The sequence below is a fragment of the Plantibacter sp. 2H11-2 genome (assembly GCF_050031945.1).
In the GTDB taxonomy this organism is placed as follows: Bacteria; Actinomycetota; Actinomycetes; order Actinomycetales; family Microbacteriaceae; genus Plantibacter; species Plantibacter auratus.
The window spans coordinates 95,938-121,116 of sequence record NZ_JBNBBL010000004.1 but is presented as its reverse complement, the minus strand read 5'-3'; the positions used below and the strand labels follow the sequence as shown (position 1 = coordinate 121,116).

Below are 25,179 nucleotides of genomic sequence, written 5' to 3'. Positions count from 1 at the left end.
CTACGGGTGGCGGACAGCAGCCACCGACGGTGTCGGCCGGTCAGCCGGTGGCGACGAAGACCCGACCGTCCGTGGACACCGTCACCGACTCCGGGCCCGGAGAGACGAACACCGCTGTCCCGCGCTCGAGCACGACGGTGTCCGCACCCTGTTCCACCCGCGCCGTACCACCGGTCACGAGGATCACCGCCGCCTGGCCGCGAGCAAGGTCGGTCGCCGTCCCGGGATCGATCCGGACGAGCCGGAAATCGTCGACCGGCACCGGGTACATGACCCCACCGCCGGTTCGCACGATCGGCTCGACGAACGGGACCGGCGACGGTTCGAAATCGAGAACCGCGAGAAGCTCCGGGACGTCGACGTGTTTCGGCGTCAGTCCGCCGCGAAGCACGTTGTCACTCGAGGCCATGACCTCGACCCCGAAGCCGGAGAGGTAGGCGTGGATGTTGCCCGCGGGCAGGAACAACGCCTCACCCTCCCGCAGCGTCACGAGGTTGAGGAGCGCCGCGACGACGATGCCGGGGTCCCCCGGGTACTCTTCGGCGAGCTGCAGGATGAGCTCGCGCTCGGCCGACCAGCGCGATCGACGATCGGCGTCCGGGACCGCTCCGCTGCCGGTGCCGACACCGGCGGCCGTCACCAGGGCGGCGACCACGCCGGGCGTCCGTCGTTCGAGCACCGCTCGCACCGTCGGTTCCAGACCGGCGTCACGGAGCTCCGCCTCGAACGCCTCGAGCACCATCCGGTCACGCCCCTCGACGTAGGCGGACAGGTGCAGGAGGATTGCGCGCGACTCCTCGACCGCCCGGAATCCGCAGAGGGCGCGGAAGCCGTCCTGCAGGGCGACGATGATCTCCGGCTTGTGCCAGGCGTCCTTGTAGTTCCGATGCGGTGCATCCAGCGGCACGCCGCGGCGGTCCTCGTCCGCGAACCCCGCCCTGGCCCGGTCGGGCGTGGGGTGGACCTGGAGGGAGAGCGGCCTCGCGGCGGCCAACAGCTTCACCAGGAACGGCATCCTGGAGCGCCCACCGAGAGCCGCGTCGGGGTCCGACGCGATCCAGTCGTTGAGGCTGTCGGGACGACCGTGACCCGGCTCGACGAACTCGGTCACGCTGCCAGGGTGTGCCCCGAGCCAGAGCTCCGCCTGGGGCGAACCGTCGGCGGGCACCCCCAGCAGCTCCGGGATGGCCGTCGTCGACCCCCAGGCGTACCGCTTGGGGTCGCTGGTGATGCGGTGCAGCGCCATCAGAGAGCCCGCCGTCGACCGCGGACCAGCAGCAGACCACCCGTCGCGAGCAGCGCGAACGCGCCGACGATCCAGGGCGTGGCGTCCAGGCCGGTGCGGGCGAGGTCGTCCGTCGGCGCCACCGGGTCAGCGCCGTCAGACCCACCCGGCTGTCCCGTGCCCGGCTGTCCCGTGCCCGGTTCCGGCTCCACCGCCGCGACCGTCGTGACGACGTCGTCGACCAGCAGGGTGCCGGCTCCTTCACCACCGAGGTAGAACCCGATCTGGGTGACGGAGGTCGGGTCGAACGCCGCCTCGCCGGCCCAGGCCGGTGGGGCGAAGGCCGAGAACGGGATCTCGATCAGCTGCCAACCCTCGCCCTCGAAGGGCGCGACCGTCTCCCAGTACGTCCCACTCGTCACGAACTGGACGGTGACATCGTCGCCCGGTGTCCCCTGCACCCAGAGCTGGAGCCCGGTGTAGCCCCACCAGTCCTGCGGTGTCTGGAAGGTGCGGACGACGCCGGCATAGCCGGGACCGGCGAGGTCGTACGCGGCCGACATCGCGTTCGTGCCGGTGTCGGGGTTCGGCGTGAGCGTCGGTGTCACGGCGCCGCCCCCGGTGTTCCGCACGTAGGCAGCCTGCAAGGCGGCGTCATCGGCGTACGACTCGAAGTCCTCGACGACGAGCGGTTCGCTCGGCAGCGCCTTCATGAGGAAGTCCGCCGCTCCCGTGCTCGAGGCGGTCGTCCCGGCTCCGTTGACCGCGGTGACCGACCACCAGTACCGCTGTCCCGGCGTGAGGGAGACCGTCGGGGTGACCGAGGGGGTTCCGACACCGTCGACGACGACGACCGGGTTTCCGAGGTCGGCCTGCGCGGCGAGCGTGAAGCGGTAGTAGGCCGCACCGGCCGCCGACTCCCAGGTGAAGGTCGGCGTCGCGGTCACATCGACGGTGCCGGGCGCCGGTGAGACGGATGCGAACGCCGCCGGCGGCCCGCTCGGAGCGTCCACCGCCGACCAGATGGTGGCCCGCGACACGGTCGCGCCGGCGGCGAGGGTCACCCGGAGGTACGGCCCCGCCAGATCGCGAGCGATCACCGTGCCGCCGGGTCCGACCTCGGCCGCGGCGGTCACCCAGGCTGAACCGTCAGCGCTGGACTCGACCACGACCGATCCGGAGACGATGAACGACGCCGCCGAGAGTCGGTCCTGCTTCCAGGTGACGCTGGCTCCATCGGAGGCGGCGACCACGCTCGTCCCATCTGCGCGTGGAACGATCGTCGCACCGTCGTGCGCCTCGGTGAGCAGCCAGGACTCGAGCGGGTCGACGAGCACGCGGGTGTCGGTCTCGGTCATGACCGGGTCCGACAGCGCCGCGTCGGCCCCGGCCCCGTCGATCGCGACGACGCGGTAGACCGCTCCCGTCGGCGAGGCGAAGTCCGTCGCGGACCCGGCATCGGCCCGGAGCGCGCCGGTGTCGACCGCGGTCCACGAGATCCCGTCGAGCGAGCGTTCGAGCCGGTACGAGACCGCGCCGCCGGCCCCGCGCCATCGGACGGTGTTGATGCCGTCCGCGCGGTCGACCGCTGTGATGAGCGGTGTCCCGACGGCGGGAGCAGCCGGCACGGCACCGATCGCAGCGGCATAGGCGGTGATCGCGGAGACCCGGGCGCGCTCGGCATCGGTCGCACCGGGTGCATGGATCGTGAACCCGTCGTCGTGCGGGACGAGCCCACCACGGTCGCTGTTGCCGAACAGCGACCAGAACAGCATGCCGGTCACGTTCGGGTCGGCGACGAGCGGTTCGAGCAACGCCGGGCTCGCAGCAGTGGAGGCGTACTCGCCGGCCATGTAGACCTTGCCCGCGGCGGTGACCGTGGCCGCGTCCGCGGACACGCGTGCGGCGGTGGGCGGGTAGTAGTGCACATCGACGATGTCGAGCCCCGGCGCCGAGAGCGTGTCCGGGTCGATGTCGAATCGACGACCGGCCGCGACGAGCTGCTGCGGGGCGCGTTCCTTGATGAACGCGACCTGCCGGTCGATCCACGGCGCGGTCATCCCCTCCAACTCGTTCCCGAGCTCCCACGCCATGATCGTCGGGTCCTCGGTGTACCGGACGCCGGTGAGCGCGTTCGTCCGCTGCAGGATCGCGTCGACGTAGGCCTGGTACGCGGCGATCGGCCGCTCGTCAGTGTAGAAGTCGGCCGACGTCAGCCCGTACGGGGTCGTGAAGTCGCGATGCCCGCCGTGGTAGTACTCCCACTCGTCGGTGAGCGGGAGCACCAGCCGGATGCCGAGCTTGCCGGCGTACGCGACGGCGAAGTCGATCGTCGCGAACGCCTCGTCGTTCATCTGCCCGAGGGCCGGCATGATCGCCAGGGGGTTCGCACCGTCCTGGCCCGTCGAGGTCATCATGTGCGTCCGCACGACGGTCGAACCCATCCTGGCCGCCGCATCGAGGGTGTCAGCGATGCGGAACGCAGTCGGGTAGTCGACCCCGCCCACGTTCTCGTCCAGACCGAGCCAGTAGATGTTCGGACCGCTGAAGCGGAAGGTCTCGCCGTCGAGCACGAGGCGGGAGCCGTCACGCTCGACGAACGAGGTGTTGAGCGAGGTCCAGTCGGCCGGGGCTGCAGCTGCCGGCGCCGCGAGCGCCGGGAGCAGTGCGGCGGTGACGGCCGCCGCGAGCATGCCGGCGGCGAGGCGGCCGCTCGTGTCGCGGTGCGATGGGCGGGGGTCGGGGGTGCGATTCATCGTGCCAGGCTCCTTCGTCTGGGATGGTGCATCGGGTCGAGCGGTGGGAGGCCGAGTGCCTCCGGTCGGTGGATGAGTGCTGCGGCGCCGAGGATCGGACCCGCGCCGTCGAGAGCGGAACCGGTCACGACGACGCCGGCCGCGTAGTCGAGGACGATGGCGTCCTGCACCGCGGCACGGACGAGGTCGAGATAGTCGGTGCTGACGGCGGTGAACCCGCCGCCGACGGCGACCGCCTCCAGGTCGAGCAGGGTCGCGGCACTCGCGATCGCCTGTCCGACCGCGGTGGCCGAACGGACGACGGCGGACCGCGCGACGGGATCCCCCGCCGAGGCGTCGACGGCGAGCTCCTCGCCGGTGCGGCCGTCCCAGCCGTGGGCCCGCGCCCAGGCGACGCTCCGTGGTCCGGAGGCGATGCGCTCGAGCGTCGCGTCGTCGGCGGACTCTCCAGGTACGCGCGAGGCGATCTGCACCTGACCGATGTGGCCGGCGTTGCCGCTCCGGCCGGCGATCAACCGCCCGTGCAGGATGATCCCGCCGCCGACACCGGTCGAGACGATCATCGCCATCGAGTTCTCGGTGCCGCGGGTCGCTCCGAGCCAGTGCTCCGCGATCGCGATGCAGGTCCCGTCGAGACGGACCACCACCGGGGCGTCCGGTAACAGCCGCGCGACGTGTGTCCGGAGGTCGAAGCCGTGCAGTCGCGGGAGGTTCTTCGGGCTCACGGTGCCGCGGCCGAGGTCGACGGGACCCGCCGAACCGATGCCGACGCCGACGAGCGCGGAACCGTCCGGCAGGTGCGCGATCGAGGCGAGGACCACTCGGTCGACGGCGTCTTCCAGTGCACGGCGCCCTGCATCGGGCCCCGTCGGCGCCCGATGCGCGCTGCCGTCGACCACGACGCCCTCGGCCGTGACGAGCGCGGCCTCCACTTTGGTGCCGCCGAGGTCGACCGCGAGCGCGACCGACCCCGACGGATCCCGCTCCGCGGTCATGTCCGCCAGGGTCACCGTGCCCAGTCCTCGACCAGCTGGTTCGCGGTGCGCACGACCCGGGTCGACAGGAGCTCGTCCTCGCCGAGTTCCACCTCGGTCCGCACGTGGAACGTCACGCGCTCTCCCGGCAGGAGGGTCACGAGCTGGTCGTCGACGACGGCGGCCGGGTCCAGCTTGTCGACGAGCAGCGTGAGGTCGCGAAGGAAGGACTCGGCCGTGATGGTCACGGCGTAACCGTCCTCCTGGCGGGCGACCTCGGCGCTGAACCGAGGGGCGGGGATCGTCGAATCACGTGCCTCGGCGAAGGACCAGAAGCCGCGTTCCGCCCCGACTGTGGCGACGAGTACTTCATCGGGTGCCGAGCCCGCGACCGCGACCGCTTCGGGGATCTCGACGAGCGTCGAGGAGCGTCGGTCCAGGTCGACCGGGACGCGCACCGAGGCGAGTTCGGTCCCGTCGAACCGGAGGCGCCGGATGACGAGGTCGCCCGCCCAGGCGTCCGGGCCGTCGTTGAGCACGGCGACCACGAGGGACTCCCCTCGCGGCTGCACGGTCACGAGCCGGTCGGCGTAGACGTGTCGCAAGGCGTAGAGCAGCGGCTTCGCGCGCTCGTCGCCGTCGACGGCCGCCCAGGACGTGACTGGCCAGCAGTCGTTCAGCTGCCAGACGATCGACCCCATGCAGCGTGGGCTCCACGACCGGAAGTGCTCGATCGCGACGGTCACGGCGTTGGCCTGGTTGAGCGACATCGCCCAGTGCCAGTCCTCGGTGTCGTCCGGCAGCGGCAGATGCGCGACGAGTCCGTCGGTCAGTTTGTCGTTCCCGTCCGTCGCCTTCTGGTGGTGGATCATGCCGGGCGACTCCGGCGTGAGCGGGGAGTCCGAGATGGCTCGATCGATCGTCGACCACGTCGCCGGACCCTGCCAACCGAACTCGGCCACGAAGCGCGGCGAGACGTCGCGGTAGGCGGGGTAGTCGACGCGGTTCCACAGCTCCCAGAGGTGCACGGATCCGTGGTCCGGATCGTTGGCCGGGATGTCCGGCGTTCCCGACCATGGGCTGCCCGCGGTGTAGTTGCCGGCCGGGTCGAGCTCGGCGACGAGCCGTGGCAGCAGATCGAGGTAGTAGCCCATGCCCCACGTGCGGCCCTGGACACGCTTCTCCCAGCCCCACTCCTCGAAGCCCCAGATGTTCTCGTTGTTGCCGTTCCACAGCACGAGGCTCGCGTGCGGCATGATGCGCGTGATGTTGTCGCGCGCCTCCGCCTCGACCTCGCTCCACAGCGGCTCCTCCTCGGCATAGGCCGCGCAGGCGAAGAGGAAGTCCTGCCAGACCATGATCCCGCGCTCGTCGCAGAGCTCGTAGAAGTCGTCGGACTCGTAGTAGCCGCCGCCCCAGATACGGAGCAGGTTGAGGTTCGCAAACTCGGCCTGGTCCATCCGGCGCGCGAGCCGTGCGCGATCCACGCGGGTCACGAAGGCGTCATCGGGGATCCAGTTGGCGCCTCGCACCCAGACGGCCTCGCCGTTCACGACGAAGCGGAACGAGGTGCCCTCCGCGTCGGGTTCGAGTTCGACGGCGACGGTCCGGAACCCGATCCGCTTCGACCACTCGCCGAGGCGTGCCTCGTCCTGCCTGAGCACGACGTCGAGGTCGTACAGTGGCTGCTCGCCGTACCCGCGCGGCCACCACAGTTCGGCATCCGCGACGGTGAGCTCGACCACGGCGGTGTCGGCACCGGCCGCGAGGACGACATCAGTGCTCGCATCGGCGACCGTCGCTGTGAGCGCGAGGGGCGCGTCACCGCCGCCGGCGCGTTCCACGTCGACGTGCACGGCGACCCGGCCCTCGCCGCCGTCGACGGTCACGACCGGACGCACCGAGGCGAGCCGGGCCGTCGACCACGACTGCAGGCTCACGGGCTTCCAGAGCCCTGACGAAGCGGCGTCCAGTCCCCAGTCCCAGCCGAAGTTGCAGGCGGCCTTGCGGATGGCGTTGAACGGGTGGGAGTAGGTGTGGGGGCGGTAGCCGATCTCGAGGCTGGCCAGGTCCGCCGCGGCGACGGGAGAGGCGAAGTGGACGACGAGCTCGTTCTCACCCTCGCGCAGGACGGCACCGACGTCGATGCGGTACGTGCGGTGCTGGTTCCGCGTGGTCGCGACGACCGAGCCGTTCACGGTCACCGTCGCCACGGTGTCCAGTCCCTCGAACACGAGGTCGTGCCGCTCGTGGCCGTCCGGCTCCCACGTGAAGGTGGTGCGGTACTCCCAGTCCGTCGATCCGATCCACGTCACGAGGTGCTCGTTGCGGTCGAGGAAGGGGTCGGGGATGAGCCCGGCGTCGAGGAGGTCCGTGTGCACGAGGCCGGGCACCGTCGCGGGCACGCTCGTCCCGACGAATGCCTCGGGGATCGCGCCACCGACCGCACGCAGACTCCACCCCTCGTGCAGGAGGCGGGTGGTCAGGGGACGGACGGTGGCGGTGTCGATGATGCTCACTTGGTTGCTCCAGAGGTCAGGCCGTTGTAGATGTATCGCTGCAGGAAGAGGAAGGCGACGAGCGTCGGGATGATCACGAGGATCGTCCCGGCCGCGATGATCTGCCACTGGGCGCCGAACGGTCCCATGAACCGGAACAGCGAGGTGGAGATCACCCCCAGGTCCTGCGACGGCATGTACAGGAAGGGGATGTAGAACTCGTTGTAGATGGCGATGCCCTTGATGATGACCACCGTCGCAACAGCGGGCTTCAGTAGCGGGAGGATGATGCGCCAGTAGATCGTGAAGCGGTTCGCGCCGTCGAGCATCGCGGCCTCGTCGAGGGAGACGGGAATCGACTGCATGAACTGCAGGAAGATGTAGATCGCGACGATGTCGGTCCCCATGAAGAGCAGGATCGCGGCGCCACGGGTGTTGAACAGCTCGAGTGCGGACACCACCTGGAACGTGGCCACCTGGGTCGTGACCGACGGCACGAGCGTCGCCAGGAGGAACAGGCCCATGACGAGCTTCCGTCCGCGGAAGCGGAACCGGTCGAGTGCGTAGGCCGACATGGTGCCGATCAGGATGGTCCCGGCGACGGACACGAGCAGGATGATCGCGGTGTTGAGGAAGCCGGTGACCATGCCGCCCTGGTCGAAGGCGACGACGAAGTTGTCGAAGTTGAACCAGTTCGACGGCGGGGTGAGGGGACCGGTCGTCCGCTGTTCGCGGTCGGTCTTGAACGCGAGCATGAAGATCGTGGCCAGGGGGACCACCGCGAAGAGGCTCGCGATGATGAGCGAGGCGTACTTGATCGTCGTCGCGGTGAGGGCGGCGGCACCCTGTGGGCGCTTCGGCCCGCGCCGCGTCCGTCGCAGTGCGCGTCGGGGCTCGGGTGTGGCAGCGGAGACCGGTCGGTCGGCGGGGGCGGTCACGATTCGCCTCCCTTCTCGTCGGGGAAGACCCGGCGTTGGACGAAGGTGATGATCAGGACGATCAGCAGCAGGACGACGGCCATCGCGGACGCCAAACCCACCTTCGAGAACTTGAAGGCCGTGTTCACCGTCTGGATCACGAAGGTCTCGGAGCCGTTGGCACCGCCGGTCATGACGTACGGCATCTCGAAGGCGGACAGTGCTCCGGCGATGGCCAGGATGAACGAGAGGCCGAGGATGCGCCGGATGCTCGGCAGGATGATGAAGCGGAACTTGTGCCACGAGTTGGCGCCGTCGAGGTCCGCGGCCTCGTACTGCTCGGACGGGACCGACTGGATCGCACCGAGGAACAGGACGAAGTTGAGGCCCATGTACCGCCAGACGGACGTGGCGGCGAGGGAGGCGTTCACGAACGAGGGGTCGCCGAGCCACTGCGGGGTGTCCTGCACGCCGACCGCCGCGAGGAGGGCGTCGAGGGTGCCGCCTGGGCGGAGGAAGTAGAGGAAGACCAGCCCGATCGCGACCCCGTTGATGAGGTAGGGGAAGAAGATGACGCCCTTGAAGAGGTTCTTGAAGCGGGTGCGGAAGCTCAACAGCGTGGCGAGGTACAGCGCCAGGACGAGCTGGGCGACGGCCCCGACGAGGTAGTACAGGCTCACGAAGAAGACCTGGAAGATCTCCGGCTTCGTGAAGATCTGCACGAAGTTGTCGATGCCGACGAACTCCTGCTCGGGTTCGAGTCCGTCCCACGAGGTGAGGCTGTACCAGAACATGTTCGCGACCGGCACGTAGGTGAGCACGATCAGGAAGGCGAGCGGCACCACGAGGAAGAGCCAGGGGGTGACACGCGACCCGGTGGCCTTCGGGGGTCTGCCCGGGCGCAGGGTGCGCGGCGGGCGTGGATGGTTCGTCACCACCGCTCGGGTGGCGGGTGACGCTCCCTGGACTGTGACCATGCTGGTTGCCTTCTTCGCTGCGCGGGGTGGAGGACACCCGGGCCCGCCGTGGGGACGGGCCCGGGTGTCGATCGGATGGGTGCTACTCGGCGACGTCGGCGCGGGCGGCTGCCCAGCGCTCGTTGAGGTCGGCGAAGGCGCTCTCCTTGTCGCCGTCGGCTGCGCCGCGGGCGATGTCGATGAGCTTCTGGCGGTAGGTGTTGCCGAAGAGGTCGATCTCAGCGGCGTTGGCGATGTCGTTGATCACGGCCTCCTTGCCCACCGGGTCCGGAGCGAGCTCCAGGTAGGTGACGCCGAGGTCGGAGAAGTCGGCCAGCGTGTCGGGTGCCGGGTCGCTGATGACGGGGCTGATGGCACCCTGGCTGGCGGCGAATCCTGACTCGTTCGTGAACCAGTCGATCCAGGCCTTCGCGGTCGCCTTGTTCTTCGAGTACTTGCTGACCGCCAGGAACTTGTCGGAGGCGGTGACGGAGGTGAACCCGTCGTCGGTCTTCCACGGCATCGGCCAGAAGCCGATCACGTCGCGGGACTCGCCGGCCTTCTCGGCGGCGTCCTGCATCTGCGAGACGGCCCAGGAGCCGAGCACCATCGAGCTGATCTCACCGGAGGCGAGGAGGTTCTTCGACTCCTCCCAGTTGGTGGTGGTGGGGTCCGGCTCGCTCAGGCCGGCCGCGACGGTGTCGAAGAGGAGACCGTCGATGTTGTACTGGTCGTTGCCCTCGGTCCAGGGGCTGTCGGTCGCGATCATCTCGGTGCGGACCTTCGGGCCCTGCCCGGCTCCGAGGTTGCCCTCGAGCGTCGCGAGCGGCCAGCCGTCCTTGTAGTTCGTGTAGTACGGGATCGAGCCGTTCGCCTTGACCTTCTCGAGTGCGGCGAGGTACTCCTCCTCGGTGGCGGGCGGCTCGGTGATCCCGGCCTTGGTCCACACGTCGCGGTTGAAGACGTAGCCCATGGCGGAACCGAAGGTCGAGACGCCGTAGGCCGTCCCGTCGAAGGAGGCCTCGTTCGCGAAGCGGTAGGTCTTGGACTGCTCCTCGGTGCTGCCGAGCGGCTCGAAGAAGTTCGCGTACTGATCCTTGGTGACATTCGAGGACGGGATGAGGAGCACGTCGCCGTAGTCCTTCGAGTTGAGGCGGATCTTGGCGTCGCCCTCGTAGTCGGTCAGGGCCTCGAACTTGACGGTGGTGCCGGGGTACTGCTTCTCGAACTCGGCCGCGTAGTCCTTGAAGGTGGTGTCGACGAGGTCGGTGCGGTTCGTGAGGACGGTGATCTCGCCGCTCGGGTCGCCGTCGTCGTTGGCGGCTCCGCCGGAACAGCCGCTGAGGACGAGTGCCGCGGCCGCAGCCGTTGCGGCGAGGCCGATGATCGGTCTCCGGGACATGGGAACTCCTTCGTTCATGGGGGCGAAGGGCCGGGTCGCCTCGTCGCTCGCTGTCCAGCATCGTCTGCCGTCTCACGCCCGTCAAGACTAAACATTATTAATTTATATAACAAATCGATCACAGGGAATCCACCTCACTCGCGCCCTCGAAACCTCAAGCGACGGGGACGGGACCCGAGGTGGAGCGCTCGATGACCACGGCGTGCGGCGCTTCCCGTGTGGTACCTGGGCGACCCGCCAACAGCTCGAGCAGCTCCTCGCCCGCCATCTCGCCGATGCGTTGCACGTCGTGGCTGAGCGCCGACATCGGCGGGTCCGACAGCTGGCATTGCGCCGAATCGTCCCACGCCACGATCGACAGGTCGTCGGGCACCCGCAACCCGGCCTCCTGCACCGCCTGCAGCCCGCCGAGCGCCATCACGTCGCTGTCGAAGACGACCGCCGTCGGTCTGGGCTCTCGGGCGAGCAGCGTCTGCATGGCCTGGTAGCCGGACGTCCGCGAGTAGTCGCCGCCGATCGAGACCGTGTCCACGTCGGGCAGGTCGGAGGCGAGGGTGAACGCCTCCATCCGGGACAGCGTGTGGGTGAGCTCGCGCGGACCCGTGACGTGCGCGAGACGCCGGTGCCCGAGCGAGACGAGGTGGTCGACGGCCTCGTGCATCGTGACCGCGTCGTTGGTCCAGACCGCCGGGAGCCCCTGAGCCGTCGTCGGAGCGCCGATCACGATCGCCGGGATCGCGGACCGCTCGACGAAGGCCACCCGCTCGTCGTCGTCGATGAGGTCCACGAGGATGACGGCGCTCACCGTTCCGTCCTGCTGCCAGCGCCCGAGCTGCAGCAGCTCCTCCTCCCGCGTCGGCAGCACGCGGAGCAACACGGACAGGCCGTGCGGGCGGACGACGCGATCGATGCCGGCGATGAGCTCGTGGTAGAACGGCTCCGCGCCGTAGATCTCCGAGGCCCGGAACAGCGTGAGGCCGATCGGCCGGGGCTGCGCGATAGTCTGTTCGGCATCGAGACCCATCGGGACGCGGCCTTTCGTGAGGAGTGGTCGTGTGGCCCTCACACTACGCGCTCGAAGATCGCCGGGAGGGACAGTTGGCCAGACGTGAGTCCGTGCAGTCGGGTCCCGGCAGCCAGGCGCTCATCGTCGACCTCATCCGCTCGGCCGGCACCATCAGCCGCACCGAGCTCACCGAGGCGACGGGTCTGACCCAGCCGTCGATCTCCAACATCGTCCGCCGCCTCATCGAGGACGGACTCGTCCGCGAGACCGGTCGGGCCGCGCCCCGCGGCGGCAAGCCGCGGACCCTCCTCGAGATCAACGCGAGCGCCAAGTACGCCGTCGGGATCCAGCTCGGATTCGAGTCGATCACGCTCGTCGCCACCGACGTCCGCGGCGGCGTCGTCGGCCGACAGCTCGTCGACGGCGCAGGCTCGGCCACGCCGGAGCAGGTGACCGACCGACTCGTCACGCTCTACCGCGACTTCGTCGCCGGCGTCGGGCTCGCGGCCCCGTCGATCGCGGGCGTCGCCGTCGTCGCCCCCGGCCCGATCGCCCAACTCGGCGGTGTCCTCCTCGGTCCGCCCACGCTCGTACGCTGGGACGACTTCCCCCTGCAGCAGGCGTTGCAGGAGAGCCTCGACGTTCCGGTGGTCGTCGACAACGACGCCGCCGCCGCCGCGGTCGGTGAGTTCTGGAGTCGCCAGGTGTCGCGCACGGAGTCCTTCGCATGCGTCTACATGGGCACCGGGATCGGCGCAGGAATGGTGCTGGGCGGTGCGCTCTATCGTGGTTCGAGCTCCAACGCCGGTGAGCTGGGTCACATCAGCATCGAGGTCGACGGCGTCCCCTGCCACTGCGGCAACCGCGGATGCCTGGAGCGCTACGCGGCACCGGCAGCCGTGATGGCGGCGGCTGAGGCCTCGCGGGATCGCCTCGACGGACTCGGGCTCGGCTTCGCACCGGAGACGCTCAGCCGCGACTTCGACCAGCTCGCCCGAGCCGCCGTCAGCGGCCATGACGTGGCGCTCGACCTGATCCAGAACTCGGCCGACCGGGTCGCCGCGGCCACGGTGACACTCGCGAACCTGCTCGACCTCGATCGGCTCGTCCTCGCCGGCCCTGGCATGGCGGTGGCCGGTTCGCTCTACGCCCGTGCGATCCGCGAACGTCTCGAGCAGCGGTTCTTCGCCCGGCGGGCCCACCCGATCGTGGTCGAGCTCTCCGCCAACCCGCGCGACGCGGCAGCGATCGGCGCCGCGTCGCTGGTCCTACAAGGCACGATCGCCCCGGGACACGGGCCGGCGCTCACACGCTGAGTCGCCGGTTCGACGACGGCCCAGCCTCCCAGCTCGTTCAGGAGGTCGCCCCGACGGCCGCGCCATCGTCGCGGGCGCGGACCGACGAGGTCACGGCATCCCGCCTACGGCAGGACCACTTCGCCCTGATTGAACACCCGCGGATGGAAGTACGCGTTCTGGATCTCGGCATTGGAGTTGTTGCCACGCAGTTGCTCCGACCAGATCATGAAGTACGACCAACGCGTCTGCGACTGCAGGAGGTTCGCATCCGGCGCCTTCCCCAACTCCGCGATCGCGATCGGCTTCGTACCGGCGATCGTCTGCATCTGCTGGTAGTCGGCCGCGCTCGGATAGTTCTTGTACCAGACGTCGAGTGAGACCACGTCGACGTAGGAGTTCCCCGGGTAGTAGTTCGCCCACCCTCCCGCCGGGTTGTCCTGCACGTTCCACACCCAGATGAGGTTGTCGAGCCCCTGTGAGTCGAAGTAGTCACGCATCTGCTGGAAGATCTTCGCCCCGCCGTTCGCTCCCGATCGGCCGCCCCACCAGTTCCAGGTCTCGTTCATCTCATGGAAGGGCCGGAAGAGGACCGGGACTCCGGCGTCCTTGAGCTGCCGCAGATATGGGACGACCTCGGCCATCCGCTGCCGCCAGGTGGTGTTGAGAGCGGTGCCGCCCGTGACGATCTGCGTGAACTGCGCGTTGGTGATCTGCGTCTTGACACCGCCGTCGAACTCACAGGTCGAGGGGCCGGTCGGTGAGCATGCATGCCACGTCAACGCGACGAGCGAACCGTTCGCCCACTCGGTCTTCGCCTGATCGATCACTCGCTGACGGTTGGCCGCGTCCTGCGCTCGGAACATCAGGTCACCGCCCCAGAGACCGGGATACTGACCGGTGATGTCCTTCACTTGCTGGGTGTACTGGCCCGGCGCACTCGCGGGCTCCTTGTTGTGCTGGCCCGACACGACGTTCGAGCCGGTGATCGAACGGAGGTATTGGATCACCGACGCTTTCGTCTTGGCCGGGAACGCCTCAGCGGGAGCCGGTTGCCCGACCGCCGCTCCTGCCAAGCCGAGCACGAGCGCGGTGGCGAGCGCCAGTCGTCCGGCACGAACATGTGATTTCATCATCGTCTCCTCCCCGCGCTTCCTCGTTGAAGCGGCGGTCCGAACAGGCTCCCCTGTCTTCCTTCAGAGGTCAAGAACTTTCATGACTAATTAATCAAAGTCGTCATCAGGTCAGCACAACGATGACGAGGTCCCCGAGCGCCCGCAGGCGGAGGTCGAGAGCTGAGGCCGCCACCCCGGCGCCCAGCTGCAGCCGCACGGACCCGTGAACGTCGCGCTGGTGACGGCGACCGTCAGCCGCCGGATCTACTCGATCCAGGCGGCAGCGACACCACGCTCGACGAGTCGTCGCCATCCGGAAGGCGCTCTCGGGTCGTGACTCGCCGTGCCCGCCATCCACAACACCGCCATGAGGTCTTCGGTCGTGAAGTCCTGGGAGAGGACACCGGCGGCGTGCGCATCCTCGATGAGTTCCGCCCCCAAGGCCGTTGACCGATCGCAGGCGTTGATGAGCGCCGTTGCGTCGGGGAACCGCCGGAGCATCGCGTCGTTGAGGGCCGGATCGCTGAGCTGCAGGTCGATCATGCAGGTGACGAACCTCTCCAGCCGCGCTCGCGGAGTCGGCTCCGCCATGGTCCATTCTTTGACCGCAAGGAGCTTCTCCCCCACGACCGCGGGGATGACGGCATCGATCAACTGATCGCGCGACCCCACTCGGTTGTAGAGCGTGCCGATGCTCACCCCGGCTGCTTTCGCGATGTCCTCCAACGGAGCGGACAGACCTCGATCCGAGAACACCGCCAGCGCCGCCGCGTGCAGTTTCTCGACGTTCGACTGAGCATCGCGACGCAGACTCCGTTCCGCGGTCATGCCGGCTCCTATGGATATTGAGGGTGGTCTCAAGTTATGCTCAAGCTTGTTTGAGGACACCCTCAACTTAGCTCAACGACGCAACGCCCCACGAACCCGTGGGATTCGAAAGGACACATCATGCCGCTCATCACCATCATCGGAGCCGGCCCGGGCCTCGGCCTCGAGATCGCCCGCGCCTTCGGACGCAGGGGCTTCGACGTCGCGCTGGTCGCACGAACGCAGTCCAAGCTCGACTCGCTCGCCCAGACCCTCGCGGGCGAAGGCATCACCGCTCACGGGTTCGCTGCCGATGTGAGCCAACCGGACACCGTCACCGCCGCCCTGCGTTCGATCACGGACACGCTCGGCCCGATCGACGTGCTCGAGTTCTCGCCCGCAGACCCGTCCCTCACGCCCGTCGACGTCCTCGAGGTGACGACGGAGAACCTGCAACCACAGATCGACTTCTATCTCGGGGGCGCGCTCGCCGCCGTCGGGGCAGTGCTGCCGGACATGATCGCAGCAGGCAAGGGGACCGTCCTCATCACGACCGGCGGCGGATCCATCAGCCCCATGCCCTTCCTCGGCAACGTGAACATCGCCGCAGCGGGACTTCGCAACTGGGCCCTCAACCTGCACAACGCACTGCAACCGAAGGGCGTCTACGTCGCACACCTGGGCATCACCGCACTCATCGGAGGCGGCCACCCCGACGCCGAGCCCGAGGTCATCGCGGAGGCCCTGGCGCAGTTGCACGACGAGCGTCAGCAGGCCGAGCTGCACTACGTCGCCTACAACGGCTGACCCGCAGGCTTCGCAAGGGAGACGTCATGAAGCTGATCATCTTCGGCGCCACCGGGCGCACCGGTATCCACCTGGTCGAACAGGCACTCGCCGCCGGGCATGACGTGGTGGCGTTCATCCGCAATCCGGCGAAGCTCGACCTGCGCCACGACCTACTACGGGTCGTGCAGGGCGAGCTGACCGACGCGGTCGCCGTTGAGGACGTCGTCCGCGGTGCCGACGCCGTCCTGGCCACCCTGACTCCACAGATCGTCGGCGGGTCCAAGGACATGCCCGTCGCAGCCGGAACGCGCAACATCGTGGCCGCGATGCGCACGCACGGGGTCCGCCGACTCGTCTTCAGTTGGGGGCCGAGCATTCTGATCCCCCGCAGCCCGCTGATGCGGGCATTGAGCAGAGCGAGCTACAGCCTGCTCAGGTTGGGGCCCGAGTCCACCGAGGTGGGCGAGGCCATTCGCGGCTCTGATCGCGACTGGACGACCGTGGTCGTCACGATGCCTCACGACAAGCCCGGAACGGGAACGGTCAGGGTGCGCACCGCGAGCGGATCCGGCGACCGGGTCCGTTTGCGCATCGCTCGCACCGACCTCGCCCGGTTCATGCTCGCCCAGGCCGATGACCTGCGATACGCCCAGCAGGAGCTCCGGATCAGCAACTGACAACGCTGCTCCATGCCCCGCCGTCGGCGATCCCGACATCGGGCCGCGGTGGCCCGGAGCGTGCGGGCCACCACGCCGCTCAGCGAGGCAGTGGTCGCAGCTGGTCCTCGGTCACGGGGAAGGACACCTCGTAGTAGAGCTGCGTGGCGGTCATGTCGCCCCAGTCATCCTTCTTCACCCGAATCCCGGCGGTCGAGACCTCGGCGATACGAACCCGCAACCAGGAGCCGTCCTCCAGACGAAGCTCGTGCGGGTCGGCGAGATAGCCCATGCCGATCTCGTCGAGCGCCTCCTCGGCATGGAACCAGTCCAGCGCATCGGTTCGCTGACGCCCCAGGAGGTCGATGACGACGAACCCCTCACCGACAGGCTTCATCCACCCCAGTCGCTCCCGATCCTCCGAGCGCCGGTGTTCGATCCAGTCCGGTTCCATGCAGCGAGCGTAACGGCCATCCAGGAACAACGACTGACGGATGACTGACCGAACGCCAGCCCACCAACAGCACGAGGGGGCCGACTCGAGAGCCGGCCCCCTCGTGCGTCGTACGACGACGAGCGATCAGTGCTCGTCGTAGTGCTCGCCGTGCGCCGCGTGCTGGTGGCCGTCGTGAACGTAGTCGACGTGACCGTCGTGGTCGACGGCGTCGTGACCGCACGCCGCACCGTGCTCGTGGTCGGCGACGGTGTGCTCGGCGACGCTCTCGTGCTCGTCGTAGTGACCGTCGTGCAGAGCGTGGTGGTGCGTGCCGTGCACGTAGTCGGTGTGGTCGTCGTGCTGGACGGCTTCGTGGCCGCAGTCCGTTCCGTGCTCGTGCTCGGTGACGGAGTGCTCGGCGTGGATGTCAGTCGTGCTCATGATTGCCTTTCGAAGGAAGAGATCGGATGTCGCGACGGGCGGCGACGCGTCATCAGTACATCTCATTCATAAGCGAATTGCAATACATGCAGCTAATCGATAGTGGTTCTCGCTATCCCTCGAGGGCGTGCTGCACGGCATCGTCGACGATGTGCGAGACGTGCACGTCAGCGACGTCGTAGTGCGCCTCTCGGCCGATCCGCTGCACCGAGACCAGGCCGGCTGATCGCAGCGTCCGCAGGTGCTGCGAGACCAACGGCTGCGACAACTGACTCTGCTCGGCGAGCTGACCGACCGTGGACGTGCCGGCGGCCAGGATGCGCAGCAACCGCAACCGCGAGGAGGAGGACAGGGCCTTGAACAACTCGGCAGCGGGTTCGAGATCCTCGTTCATCTATACATATAAGCAGATGTGAATGCATCAGGATCGCCTGAACGCTCGAAGACCCCGTTCGACGTCCGCCCGATGGATCATCACTCTGACGATTAGGCTGGGCGACTGTGCTCGATGGACCGCTGATCGCCGAATGGCTTCCCGTTTCGGTGGCCGCGCTCGTCCTCCTCCTCGTCGCGGCGGGAGTGGCCGGCTGGGTCGACGCGGTCGTCGGTGGCGGCGGACTGATCCAACTGCCCGCGCTCGTCATCGCCGTACCGAGCGATGTCGCGACCCCCTTCATCCTGGGTACGAACAAGCTGTCGTCGTTCTTCGGCACCCTGTCGGCGAGCTGGGTGTACCTGCGCAAGATCAGGGTGCAGTTCGTGCTCCTGGTGCCCCTCGTCGCCGGCGCATACGCCGGGTCGACCGTCGGTGCCGCCCTCTCGCGGTACGTCCCTCGCGACGTGTTGACGCCCATCGTGCTCGTGGCCGTGATCGTTGTGGCGCTGTACACCCTCTTCAAGCCGACCATGGGCCTGCACCACGAACCCCGCCATGACCGCGCCACCGCCGTCGCCTGGCGGGCGGCGTTGATCGGGCTGCTGGTGGGCTTCTACGACGGCATCCTCGGACCGGGAACGGGTTCGTTCTTCGTCATCCTCATCGTCGGCGTACTCGGCTACGGCTTCCTGCAAGCCAGCGTCAACGCGAAGATCGCCAACCTCACCACGAACCTCGCCGCTCTCGTCGTGTACGGGGTGCACGGCGAGGTCCTGCTCGCGCTCGGTCTCGCCATGGCCGTGATGAACATCACCGGCGGGTTCATCGGCGCCCGTATGGCGACGAAACGCGGAAGCGGCTTCGTGCGCATCGTGTTCCTGGTGACCCTGTCCATCCTCATCGTGAAGCTCGCCTGGGACACCGTGGTGCAGTTCACCGGTTCATGATGCACCCGGCAGAGCGACCTCGCCGGCGGGTGTTCCGAGCAGTCGCCTCGTCCAGTCGGCCAGGGCCGCGATGGCGGCCCGCGAGATGGCGGCTCTCGGCACCATGCTCGTGAAGCCGTGGAACGCCCCCGGCCAGACGTGCAGTTCCGCGTCGCCACCCGCAGCCCACATCGCACTGGCAAAGGCGACCGTCTCGTCACGGAACACCTCGGCGCTGCCACAGTCGAGGTAGGTGCGCGGAAGCCCGGTGAGATCGGTCGCCCGCGCCGGCGCGGCGGAGATGGAAACGTCCTCACCGGCGCGACGGTGTCCGAGATAGGCCTCCCAGCCGAACCGGGTCATCTGCCGATCTGCGACCCCGACCCCGTCGATCTGCATCGTCGACACGGTGGCATCCCGATCGTCGAGCATCGGCGAGACGAGGATCTGCCCGAAGAGGGCCGGCCCACGGCGGTCCCGGGCGAGCAAGGCGGTGCCGGCCGCGAGCCCGCCGCCAGCGCTCTGCCCGGCGATCACGATGCGGTCCGGGTCGATACCGAGTTCATCCGCGTGCTCCGCGACCCAGACGAGTCCGGCGTAGCAGTCCTCGACCGGGTACGGGTCGGGGTACTCGGGGGCGAGGCGGTAGTCGACGCTGATGAGCACGACGTCGTGGTCGTTCAGGAGCCAGTCGTCGTAGGACTCGAGGTTGCCGAGGTGATGACCGAACATCATCCCTCCGCCATGGATCGTATAGACCGCCGTCGTCGCGCCGGAGCGCCCGATCCGCTGGACGACAGCGAGCGTGATCGGATCCCCGAGATGGCCGGGCACCGTGAGGGAGTGCCGCTCGAACCCGCGCGAGCGCAGCCGTTCGTCGAGGGCCTCCTCGGTCGTGTCGAGGCCGCGCATCCGCGGCAGCATCTCGGTCGTCAGCCTGAACGGCCCGCGCGCCTCGAGCGCGGCGAGGAAGGGGGTGAGTTCGGGATCGAACGGGGGACGGGGCATGAGGTCAGACATGGGATGGCTCCTGGGTTGCGGGCTGAGATGGGAGGTGATGTGAACGGAGGACACCGACAGCCACCAGGGCTGCAGCGAGGACGGCGATGGTCGATCCCGCAATGAGGATCGCTTGCTGGAACGACGCGACGAGGGCAGGGGTGAAGTACTCGGTCGTGATGCCGCCGCCGACGACCGCAGCGAGGATCGTCCCGGTCGCGGCGATCCCGACAGCGGTGGCGATCTCGCTCGCGGTGTCGACCAGGGCCGCACCGATGGACGTGCGGTCCGCGGGAAGCCCGCGAAGGACGTTGTTGCCGGCGACGACTCCGACCACCCGCATCCCGGCGGCGACGAGGATGAGGGCGACGAGCACCCACGGGTAGCCGAACCGGCTCAGCAGCGCGAACACGGCGAGCCCCGAGACGACCGCGGCGGCGCTCATCCATGCCGCACGATCGAGTCCCACGCGGTGCACGAACGGGCCGACGAAGCGACCGCTCGCCAAGAGCACCACGACCTGCGGGAGCATCGCGACAGCGGCCAAGGCCGGCGGCCACCCCCAGGCGAACTGCAGCTGCAGGGTCGCCAGGTACGACAAGCCGGCCATCGCCAGCCCGGCGGCGGCCTTGTACGCCAAGCCGGAGGCCACGAGCGGCTGAGCCACGAGACGAAGATCCAGCAACGGGTGGCGGGCGGTGCGCTCCCTGACGACGAAGCCGATCGCGGCGGTCACCGTTGCCGCAGCCGCGCCCCAGGCCGCAGGGACGTCGGTGCCGGCGACGAACAGGGTCGGGGTGAAGAGGACGCCGACGACGGTCGCGGTCCCGAGCGCAGCGCCGAGCACATCGATCCGGTCTCGGTGAAGGTGCGACCACTCGTCGGCACCGATCCCGGCGCGGATCCCGATCCAGGCGATCACCGCGATCGGGGCGTTGGCGACGATGAGCACCTGCCACGGCGCCACGGCGAGCACGAAGCCGCCGATCGTCGGCCCGGCGGCGAGGCCGACCAGCCCAGCGGTCGAGATGACCGTCAGCGCGCGGACACGCAGGTCGTCCCGGTCGAACAGGCGGAACGCCAAAGCCATCGATCCCGGAGTCGTCATCGCCGCGGCGACGCCCATCAGGGCGCGTACGGCGATCAACTGCTCCACCGAGCCCACGAACACGGTCAAGACGCTGACGACGGCGAGCAGCGTCAGACCGACGAGCATGACCCGACGCCGACCGAACCGGTCGGCGACCGCACCGAAGAGCAACATCAGTCCGCCGAACGTGACCGAGTACGCGCCCGACACCCACTGCAGTGACGCGGTTGAAGCGGTGAGGTCACGGCCGATGGTCGGGAGCGCGACGTTCAGGACGGAGTTGTCGAGCATCTCGAACAGGAACACGCCCGAGAGGCCGGCCAGCGCGACCCACGCGTCGCGGAGGCGTGGCGGCGAGTCTTCGACAGCCGTGGAGATTGAGGGTTCGAGCATGGGCGCACTCCTTCGATGAAGAAGTGGCGACTCCCACGAGACGCTTGTGCGTTTCCGCCGGCCGAAGCACGACGGGATTTTTCCCTCTGCGACGAGGGTAACGCATCTCATTCCGGCGAGAGTGCACAAAACGCTCCCAAACGCCGCTCATGGGAGCGTTTCGCGCACTCTCGTCCCGCTGACGGACTCACCGCAGATACGCGTCGACCAACAACGGACCTCGGACGGCCCTGAGCGTATCGACCAACCGGTCGAGCGCGCGTCGGTTCCACGACGAGAGCTGGAGATCGTGGGGGCCAAGGGGTTCGAGCTTCCCGGTGCGGAGGCGGACGACCTCCCAGCCAGCCGACCGCAGCGCGCGGTCCTTCCGTCGGTCCGCTTCCTCGCGGCGCCCCACGTGCTCGAGTCCGTGCCGGCCGATGCTGTCGTACTCGATGGCGATGCGCAGTTCCGGGTAGACCAGGTCGGGCCACACCTCCAGGTGCTGGAAGAACGGACGCTGCACCCGCACGGCGTTCAGTCCTTCGGTCAGCGTGAGTCGCCCGTGGAGATCCGCGCGCAGCTGAGCCTCGACGGCGGAAGCCGGCTTCGGCGCACACACGGACGTGAAGGCCTCCCCCACCGGCAGCTCCGGGGTCTTCTCGCACAACGAGGGTTTCGGTCGCGCGCGACGCTCCCGGACGATCCCGGCGACCGCGGGCACCGGGTCGGTCACCGACTCCCGCATCGGCAACGCGACGACCCTTGACGGATCGGCCTCATCGGAACACTCCGGGCACCACGCGCTGCGGCGACGCTCGCGTCCGGGCCGCGAGCGCTGCTCGCCCGGCGTCGCGACGAACCGGTGCCCCCGGTCGCACTGCCACTGCAGCAGGACGTCGGCCGCGGGCGGCACCTGGCTCAGGACGATGCCGGCGTTGAGATCCGCGTGGTACTGCCGCCACAGCGCTGGGAACGACGCCCAGGCCTGCCGGTAGGCGCCCACCGGGTACGGCGTCTCGAGACCCTTCGACCACTGACGGCGGGCCCACCACGCTTCCACCCGTTCCGGCACGAGCCGAACCTACGACGGGCCCCCGACACCGGCCACGACCGAGGACGCAGTGGTCGTCACCCCGGCGCCCCGACTCGACCTTCAGACCGCGAAGTCGCTCGGCCACCCGTGGTCGGCGAGCGACCGGCGGACACGCTCCACGTCCTCGTCACTCGGCAGCTCCGCGGTGACCCGCGCGATCGCGGTGGCGACGTCGACCCGACTGAGCGACGTGTCGCCCTCGGCCGCGAGGCGCGCACCCACCTCGGCCACCTCGGCGTCGCTCAGCCGACGACGGAGGAGCGCCACGAGCGGGACGAAGTCCTGGTCGGGGAATCCTGCGGGATACCCGGCTCGGAGCCAGCGCACGATGCGGGCGACCAGCCCTCCGCGTTCCTCGAGGAGGGTCGCGCGCGCCTTCCCGCCAGCGTCATCATCGTCGGCCGCTCCCGCGCGGACGTCGTCCGGACTGCCGAGCGGCCACCCCGCACTCGCGAGCCGGGCGGAGACGCGGACGAGGTCCTCCGGGAGCGCCGGACCGAGGAGGAGCTGTTCGACACGCGCCCGCAGACGATCGTGGCCGACCGGCTCACCGCTCGCATCGGCGTTCTCCGCCTCGACGAGCAGTCCCTCGACGACCTGGTCCAGCTCCTCGGGGGTGAGGCTCCGTCGGAGGATGCCGAGCAGCGGCACGTAGTCGTGCTCGGGCACGCCCGTCGGGTATCCGGCGCGGAGCCAGCCGACAACGCGCGCCACCACGCCGGACCCGTGGCCGGTGAGGTCCGTCCCGTTCTCGTGCGACACGCTCAGTCCTTCGGGGTGAAGGTCGGGAAGACGTGGTCGAAGCTGACCTCCTGCCCCAGACCGGTCGCCACGATGATCGTGAGTCCGACCAGCACGGCGGCGACGACGACGGCGAAGCACAGCACGCCGATGGCGCGGAGGAGCCCCGACGGGATCGTCGGCGCGGCCGACCCGCTCCGGTCGTCGGACCCGGCGCCTCCGGCGACCGCGAACGAGCGGACACCCAGCGCGAAGAGCGCGGGAAGCCCGGCGCCGAGCACGAGCGCGATGACAGCCACCTGGGCGGCGGCTTCGAGGAAGAGCATGAACATGTCCGACGTCCTTACGCTGTGGTCTTCTGCGACGAGCGGGCGGGGGCGTCCTGCCAGTCGTCGTTCACGTTGTGGGATCCGATGCTGTCGCGGCGCGACCGGAGGTAGATGGCGAGCGCGACACCGACGAGGATCGCGACCATGAGGATTCCGCCGATCGCTCCGCCCACGAGGTGACCGACCCACCACATCACCGCGCCCATGAGCGCGGCAGCCGGGAGGGTGATGATCCAGGCGACGACCATCCGCAGGGCCACCCGCCAGCGCACCTGCGCGCCCGGTCGTCCGACCCCGGAGCCGAGGATCGATCCGGTCGCGACGTGCGTGGTGCTGAGCGCGAAGCCGAGGTGGCTCGAGGCGAGGATGACGGCGGCGGAGGAGCTCTCGGCGGCCATGCCCTGCGGCGTGTTCAACTCCACGATGCCCTTGCCGACGGTGCGGATGATCCGCCACCCGCCGATGTACGTGCCGAGCGAGATCGCGAGGGCACACGCGAGCTTCACCCAGAGCGGGACCGACTCGGTGTCGTCCCAGCCGCCGGCCGCGATGAGCGCGAGGGTGATGACGCCCATCGTCTTCTGCGCGTCGTTCGTGCCGTGGGCGAGCGAGACGAGGGACGCGCTGCCGATCTGCCCGATCCGGAAGCCGCGGTGGAGACGCCCCTGGGCGAGGTTGCCGATGACGCGGAAGACGAGCCAGGTGCCGATCGCCGCCACCGCGCCGGCGAGCAACGGCGACATGAGCGCCGGGAGGATGACCTTGCCGACGACGCCGTCGAGCTTCGAGCCGTCACCGGCCCAGTTCACGCCGTTCAGGCCGAGGCCCGCGAGCGTCGAGCCGATGAGACCGCCGAAGAGCGCGTGCGACGAGCTCGACGGAAGACCGAGCAGCCAGGTGAGCAGGTTCCAGATGATGCCACCGATGAGCCCGGCGAGCACGATCAGCAGGAGCGCCGAGCCGCCTCCCGCTAGGAGCGCGGGATCGGGAGCTCCCGACGAATCCTGGATCTTCACAACCGCGTTCGTGACGGTGAGCGCGACCTCGATGCTGAGGAACGCGCCCACGAGGTTCAGCACCGCCGAGAGGGTGACCGCGATCTTCGGCGACAGCGCACCGGTGGCGATGGAGGTCGCCATCGCGTTCGCGGTGTCGTGGAAGCCGTTGGTGAAGTCGAAGGCGAGTGCCGTGATCACGACGAGTGAGAGCAGGATGATGGGGTCCACGGCGACGAGCTTGCTCCTCGATCGCAGGATCGACAACGGGTGCGCGGGCGGATTCACCCGTTGTTCACGTGGGGAGGGGGCCGGAGGGGCGACGCGGAGATCGTCGGCCGGCTCCGCTTGTACAGTCCGGCCCGGGTCAGGCGAAGCGGTTGGAGAGCAACGTGCCGATCGAGTGCTGTCGGAGGTCCTCAGCGACGAGGAGTTCACCGGTGACGAGGGTCTCCGACTGATCGAAGTACTCGATCAGTCGGCGGCAGAGGAGCGGCACGTCGACCTCACCCGACACGTCGATGCCGTTGATGGTGCTGGCGACCCCGAAGAGGATCTGCGCCTCCGCGGTCATCCTGGTCAGCACCGTCTGGAACTTCCCGGCCAACCGGCGGTCGTCGGCATGCTCACCCGCATCCACCAGCACCACGACCTCGACCGCGCCCGTCTGCACGGCGACGAGTTCCCGCAGGAGGCCCGCCAGTTCGGAGCACTGCTCGGCACCGTGACGCCGCGCTCCCGGCGGGACCTCGACGATCACCACGTGCCACGTACCGTCCGCGATGGCGTGGGTGACCGGGATGTCCGCGTCACCGAGACATCGCTCGAGGACGTCGACGACGGGGTGTGGCCCTCCAACCACGTTCAGGGCGGGACGGGAGGCAGGCTCGGGCGGGGCGTCGACGGCTGGCATGGTGCTCCTCGGACGGCCGACCGGGTTCGGTCGGAGACGAGAGCGGTGTGTTCACCGCCCGCCGACCAG

Annotated in this window: 24 protein-coding genes; 4 read left to right on the top strand and 20 right to left on the bottom strand. The window is 69.0% G+C overall.

The genetic code is table 11. The features are described from left to right. Positions 1–40: 40 nt before the first annotated feature. The 8 genes from manA to ACQG07_RS10085 form a co-directional block, all read right to left on the bottom strand. Positions 41–1,246, bottom strand: a complete 1,206-nt coding sequence (manA, locus tag ACQG07_RS10120; protein ID WP_426738180.1) for a mannose-6-phosphate isomerase, class I — start codon at positions 1,244–1,246, stop codon at positions 41–43. Continuing rightward, positions 1,246–3,981, bottom strand: coding sequence for a CIA30 family protein (locus tag ACQG07_RS10115; RefSeq protein ID WP_426738179.1), 2,736 nt, complete (start codon positions 3,979–3,981; stop codon positions 1,246–1,248). Before ACQG07_RS10115 ends, manA begins: the two co-directional genes overlap by 1 nt. Then, the gene (locus ACQG07_RS10110) at positions 3,978–4,976 is read right to left on the bottom strand and encodes an ROK family protein (RefSeq protein WP_426738178.1); all 999 of its coding nucleotides are present in this window, start codon (positions 4,974–4,976) and stop codon (positions 3,978–3,980) included. The genes ACQG07_RS10115 and ACQG07_RS10110 overlap by 4 nt, the downstream gene beginning before the upstream one ends. A gap of 11 nt (positions 4,977–4,987) precedes the next feature. Beyond that, on the bottom strand, positions 4,988–7,474 hold the full coding sequence (locus ACQG07_RS10105; RefSeq protein ID WP_426738177.1) for a glycosyl hydrolase 2 galactose-binding domain-containing protein: 2,487 nt from the start codon (positions 7,472–7,474) through the stop codon (positions 4,988–4,990). Next, a complete protein-coding gene (locus ACQG07_RS10100) occupies positions 7,471–8,391 on the bottom strand; it encodes a carbohydrate ABC transporter permease (RefSeq protein WP_426738176.1) in 921 nt (306 codons plus the stop codon). Before ACQG07_RS10100 ends, ACQG07_RS10105 begins: the two co-directional genes overlap by 4 nt. Continuing rightward, a complete protein-coding gene (locus tag ACQG07_RS10095) occupies positions 8,388–9,347 on the bottom strand; it encodes a carbohydrate ABC transporter permease (protein WP_085512119.1) in 960 nt (319 codons plus the stop codon). Before ACQG07_RS10095 ends, ACQG07_RS10100 begins: the two co-directional genes overlap by 4 nt. 82 nt (positions 9,348–9,429) lie before the next feature. Beyond that, positions 9,430–10,728 carry an ABC transporter substrate-binding protein gene (locus ACQG07_RS10090; RefSeq protein ID WP_426738175.1) on the bottom strand — a complete coding sequence of 433 codons (1,299 nt, stop codon included), beginning with the start codon at positions 10,726–10,728 and terminating at the stop codon, positions 9,430–9,432. 154 nt (positions 10,729–10,882) lie between these two features. Continuing rightward, a complete protein-coding gene (locus ACQG07_RS10085) occupies positions 10,883–11,752 on the bottom strand; it encodes a LacI family DNA-binding transcriptional regulator (protein WP_138946119.1) in 870 nt (289 codons plus the stop codon). Between the two features lie 29 nt (positions 11,753–11,781). Here ACQG07_RS10085 and ACQG07_RS10080 point away from each other — a divergent pair, with 29 nt between their 5' ends. Then, the gene (locus tag ACQG07_RS10080; RefSeq protein ID WP_240773515.1) at positions 11,782–13,050 is read left to right on the top strand and encodes an ROK family transcriptional regulator; all 1,269 of its coding nucleotides are present in this window, start codon (positions 11,782–11,784) and stop codon (positions 13,048–13,050) included. Between the two features lie 104 nt (positions 13,051–13,154). Here the strand turns inward: ACQG07_RS10080 and ACQG07_RS10075 are convergent, their stop codons facing one another. Both ACQG07_RS10075 and ACQG07_RS10070 read right to left on the bottom strand, forming a co-directional pair. Further along, a complete protein-coding gene (locus tag ACQG07_RS10075; RefSeq protein ID WP_206428294.1) occupies positions 13,155–14,162 on the bottom strand; it encodes a glycosyl hydrolase in 1,008 nt (335 codons plus the stop codon). A gap of 246 nt (positions 14,163–14,408) precedes the next feature. Beyond that, positions 14,409–14,972: a TetR/AcrR family transcriptional regulator gene (locus ACQG07_RS10070; protein WP_159877231.1), complete on the bottom strand. Its 564-nt coding sequence runs from the start codon at positions 14,970–14,972 to the stop codon at positions 14,409–14,411. Positions 14,973–15,092: 120 nt separating this feature from the next. On the opposite strand from ACQG07_RS10070, the gene ACQG07_RS10065 reads away from it, so the two are divergent. Then, a complete protein-coding gene (locus tag ACQG07_RS10065) occupies positions 15,093–15,758 on the top strand; it encodes an SDR family NAD(P)-dependent oxidoreductase (protein ID WP_192004314.1) in 666 nt (221 codons plus the stop codon). Between the two features lie 26 nt (positions 15,759–15,784). Further along, entirely contained in the window at positions 15,785–16,417 is a 633-nt protein-coding gene (locus tag ACQG07_RS10060) for an NAD(P)-dependent oxidoreductase (RefSeq protein WP_426738174.1), read from the top strand. A gap of 79 nt (positions 16,418–16,496) precedes the next feature. Here the strand turns inward: ACQG07_RS10060 and ACQG07_RS10055 are convergent, their stop codons facing one another. From ACQG07_RS10055 to ACQG07_RS10045, 3 genes are all read right to left on the bottom strand, one after another. Further along, complete coding sequence (locus ACQG07_RS10055; protein WP_079704759.1) at positions 16,497–16,850, bottom strand: hypothetical protein; 354 nt, start codon at positions 16,848–16,850, stop codon at positions 16,497–16,499. Between the two features lie 126 nt (positions 16,851–16,976). Then, positions 16,977–17,273, bottom strand: coding sequence for a hypothetical protein (locus ACQG07_RS10050; protein WP_079704758.1), 297 nt, complete (start codon positions 17,271–17,273; stop codon positions 16,977–16,979). A gap of 112 nt (positions 17,274–17,385) precedes the next feature. Further along, positions 17,386–17,667: an ArsR/SmtB family transcription factor gene (locus tag ACQG07_RS10045; protein ID WP_079704757.1), complete on the bottom strand. Its 282-nt coding sequence runs from the start codon at positions 17,665–17,667 to the stop codon at positions 17,386–17,388. Positions 17,668–17,774: 107 nt separating this feature from the next. On the opposite strand from ACQG07_RS10045, the gene ACQG07_RS10040 reads away from it, so the two are divergent. After that, positions 17,775–18,596 carry a sulfite exporter TauE/SafE family protein gene (locus ACQG07_RS10040; protein ID WP_426738173.1) on the top strand — a complete coding sequence of 274 codons (822 nt, stop codon included), beginning with the start codon at positions 17,775–17,777 and terminating at the stop codon, positions 18,594–18,596. Here the strand turns inward: ACQG07_RS10040 and ACQG07_RS10035 are convergent. The 7 genes from ACQG07_RS10035 to ACQG07_RS10005 form a co-directional block, all read right to left on the bottom strand. Then, the gene (locus ACQG07_RS10035) at positions 18,591–19,595 is read right to left on the bottom strand and encodes an alpha/beta hydrolase (RefSeq protein WP_426738172.1); all 1,005 of its coding nucleotides are present in this window, start codon (positions 19,593–19,595) and stop codon (positions 18,591–18,593) included. The genes ACQG07_RS10040 and ACQG07_RS10035 overlap by 6 nt on opposite strands. Beyond that, positions 19,588–21,057 (bottom strand): MFS transporter, encoded by a 1,470-nt coding sequence (locus tag ACQG07_RS10030; RefSeq protein WP_426738171.1) that lies wholly within the window; start codon positions 21,055–21,057, stop codon positions 19,588–19,590. The genes ACQG07_RS10035 and ACQG07_RS10030 overlap by 8 nt, the downstream gene beginning before the upstream one ends. Before the next feature lie 187 nt (positions 21,058–21,244). Continuing rightward, the gene (locus ACQG07_RS10025; protein WP_426738170.1) at positions 21,245–22,111 is read right to left on the bottom strand and encodes a hypothetical protein; all 867 of its coding nucleotides are present in this window, start codon (positions 22,109–22,111) and stop codon (positions 21,245–21,247) included. Between the two features lie 81 nt (positions 22,112–22,192). Then, on the bottom strand, positions 22,193–22,894 hold the full coding sequence (locus ACQG07_RS10020) for a DUF3349 domain-containing protein (protein ID WP_426738169.1): 702 nt from the start codon (positions 22,892–22,894) through the stop codon (positions 22,193–22,195). A gap of 2 nt (positions 22,895–22,896) precedes the next feature. Further along, a complete protein-coding gene (locus ACQG07_RS10015; RefSeq protein ID WP_086472872.1) occupies positions 22,897–23,205 on the bottom strand; it encodes a hypothetical protein in 309 nt (102 codons plus the stop codon). A gap of 11 nt (positions 23,206–23,216) precedes the next feature. Continuing rightward, the gene (locus ACQG07_RS10010; RefSeq protein ID WP_426738168.1) at positions 23,217–24,428 is read right to left on the bottom strand and encodes an anion permease; all 1,212 of its coding nucleotides are present in this window, start codon (positions 24,426–24,428) and stop codon (positions 23,217–23,219) included. 136 nt (positions 24,429–24,564) lie between these two features. Continuing rightward, positions 24,565–25,110, bottom strand: a complete 546-nt coding sequence (locus ACQG07_RS10005; RefSeq protein ID WP_229939803.1) for a hypothetical protein — start codon at positions 25,108–25,110, stop codon at positions 24,565–24,567. Between the last annotated feature and the right edge of the window lie 69 nt (positions 25,111–25,179).

What these genes read in the sequence shown, in the direction of transcription:
- ACQG07_RS10095 (WP_085512119.1), bottom strand. Translation starts at nt 9,347, where the DNA reads ATGGTCACAGTCCAGGGAGCGTCACCCGCCACCCGAGCGGTGGTGACG.
- ACQG07_RS10065 (WP_192004314.1), top strand. Translation starts at nt 15,093, where the DNA reads ATGCCGCTCATCACCATCATCGGAGCCGGCCCGGGCCTCGGCCTCGAG.
- ACQG07_RS10015 (WP_086472872.1), bottom strand. Translation starts at nt 23,205, where the DNA reads ATGTTCATGCTCTTCCTCGAAGCCGCCGCCCAGGTGGCTGTCATCGCG.
- ACQG07_RS10085 (WP_138946119.1), bottom strand. Translation starts at nt 11,752, where the DNA reads ATGGGTCTCGATGCCGAACAGACTATCGCGCAGCCCCGGCCGATCGGC.
- ACQG07_RS10030 (WP_426738171.1), bottom strand. Translation starts at nt 21,057, where the DNA reads ATGCTCGAACCCTCAATCTCCACGGCTGTCGAAGACTCGCCGCCACGC.
- ACQG07_RS10045 (WP_079704757.1), bottom strand. Translation starts at nt 17,667, where the DNA reads ATGAACGAGGATCTCGAACCCGCTGCCGAGTTGTTCAAGGCCCTGTCC.
- ACQG07_RS10070 (WP_159877231.1), bottom strand. Translation starts at nt 14,972, where the DNA reads ATGACCGCGGAACGGAGTCTGCGTCGCGATGCTCAGTCGAACGTCGAG.
- ACQG07_RS10115 (WP_426738179.1), bottom strand. Translation starts at nt 3,981, where the DNA reads ATGAATCGCACCCCCGACCCCCGCCCATCGCACCGCGACACGAGCGGC.
- manA (WP_426738180.1), bottom strand. Translation starts at nt 1,246, where the DNA reads ATGGCGCTGCACCGCATCACCAGCGACCCCAAGCGGTACGCCTGGGGG.
- ACQG07_RS10035 (WP_426738172.1), bottom strand. Translation starts at nt 19,595, where the DNA reads ATGTCTGACCTCATGCCCCGTCCCCCGTTCGATCCCGAACTCACCCCC.
- ACQG07_RS10060 (WP_426738174.1), top strand. Translation starts at nt 15,785, where the DNA reads ATGAAGCTGATCATCTTCGGCGCCACCGGGCGCACCGGTATCCACCTG.
- ACQG07_RS10090 (WP_426738175.1), bottom strand. Translation starts at nt 10,728, where the DNA reads ATGTCCCGGAGACCGATCATCGGCCTCGCCGCAACGGCTGCGGCCGCG.
- ACQG07_RS10075 (WP_206428294.1), bottom strand. Translation starts at nt 14,162, where the DNA reads ATGAAATCACATGTTCGTGCCGGACGACTGGCGCTCGCCACCGCGCTC.
- ACQG07_RS10055 (WP_079704759.1), bottom strand. Translation starts at nt 16,850, where the DNA reads ATGGAACCGGACTGGATCGAACACCGGCGCTCGGAGGATCGGGAGCGA.
- ACQG07_RS10005 (WP_229939803.1), bottom strand. Translation starts at nt 25,110, where the DNA reads ATGCCAGCCGTCGACGCCCCGCCCGAGCCTGCCTCCCGTCCCGCCCTG.
- ACQG07_RS10050 (WP_079704758.1), bottom strand. Translation starts at nt 17,273, where the DNA reads ATGAGCACGACTGACATCCACGCCGAGCACTCCGTCACCGAGCACGAG.
- ACQG07_RS10110 (WP_426738178.1), bottom strand. Translation starts at nt 4,976, where the DNA reads ATGACCGCGGAGCGGGATCCGTCGGGGTCGGTCGCGCTCGCGGTCGAC.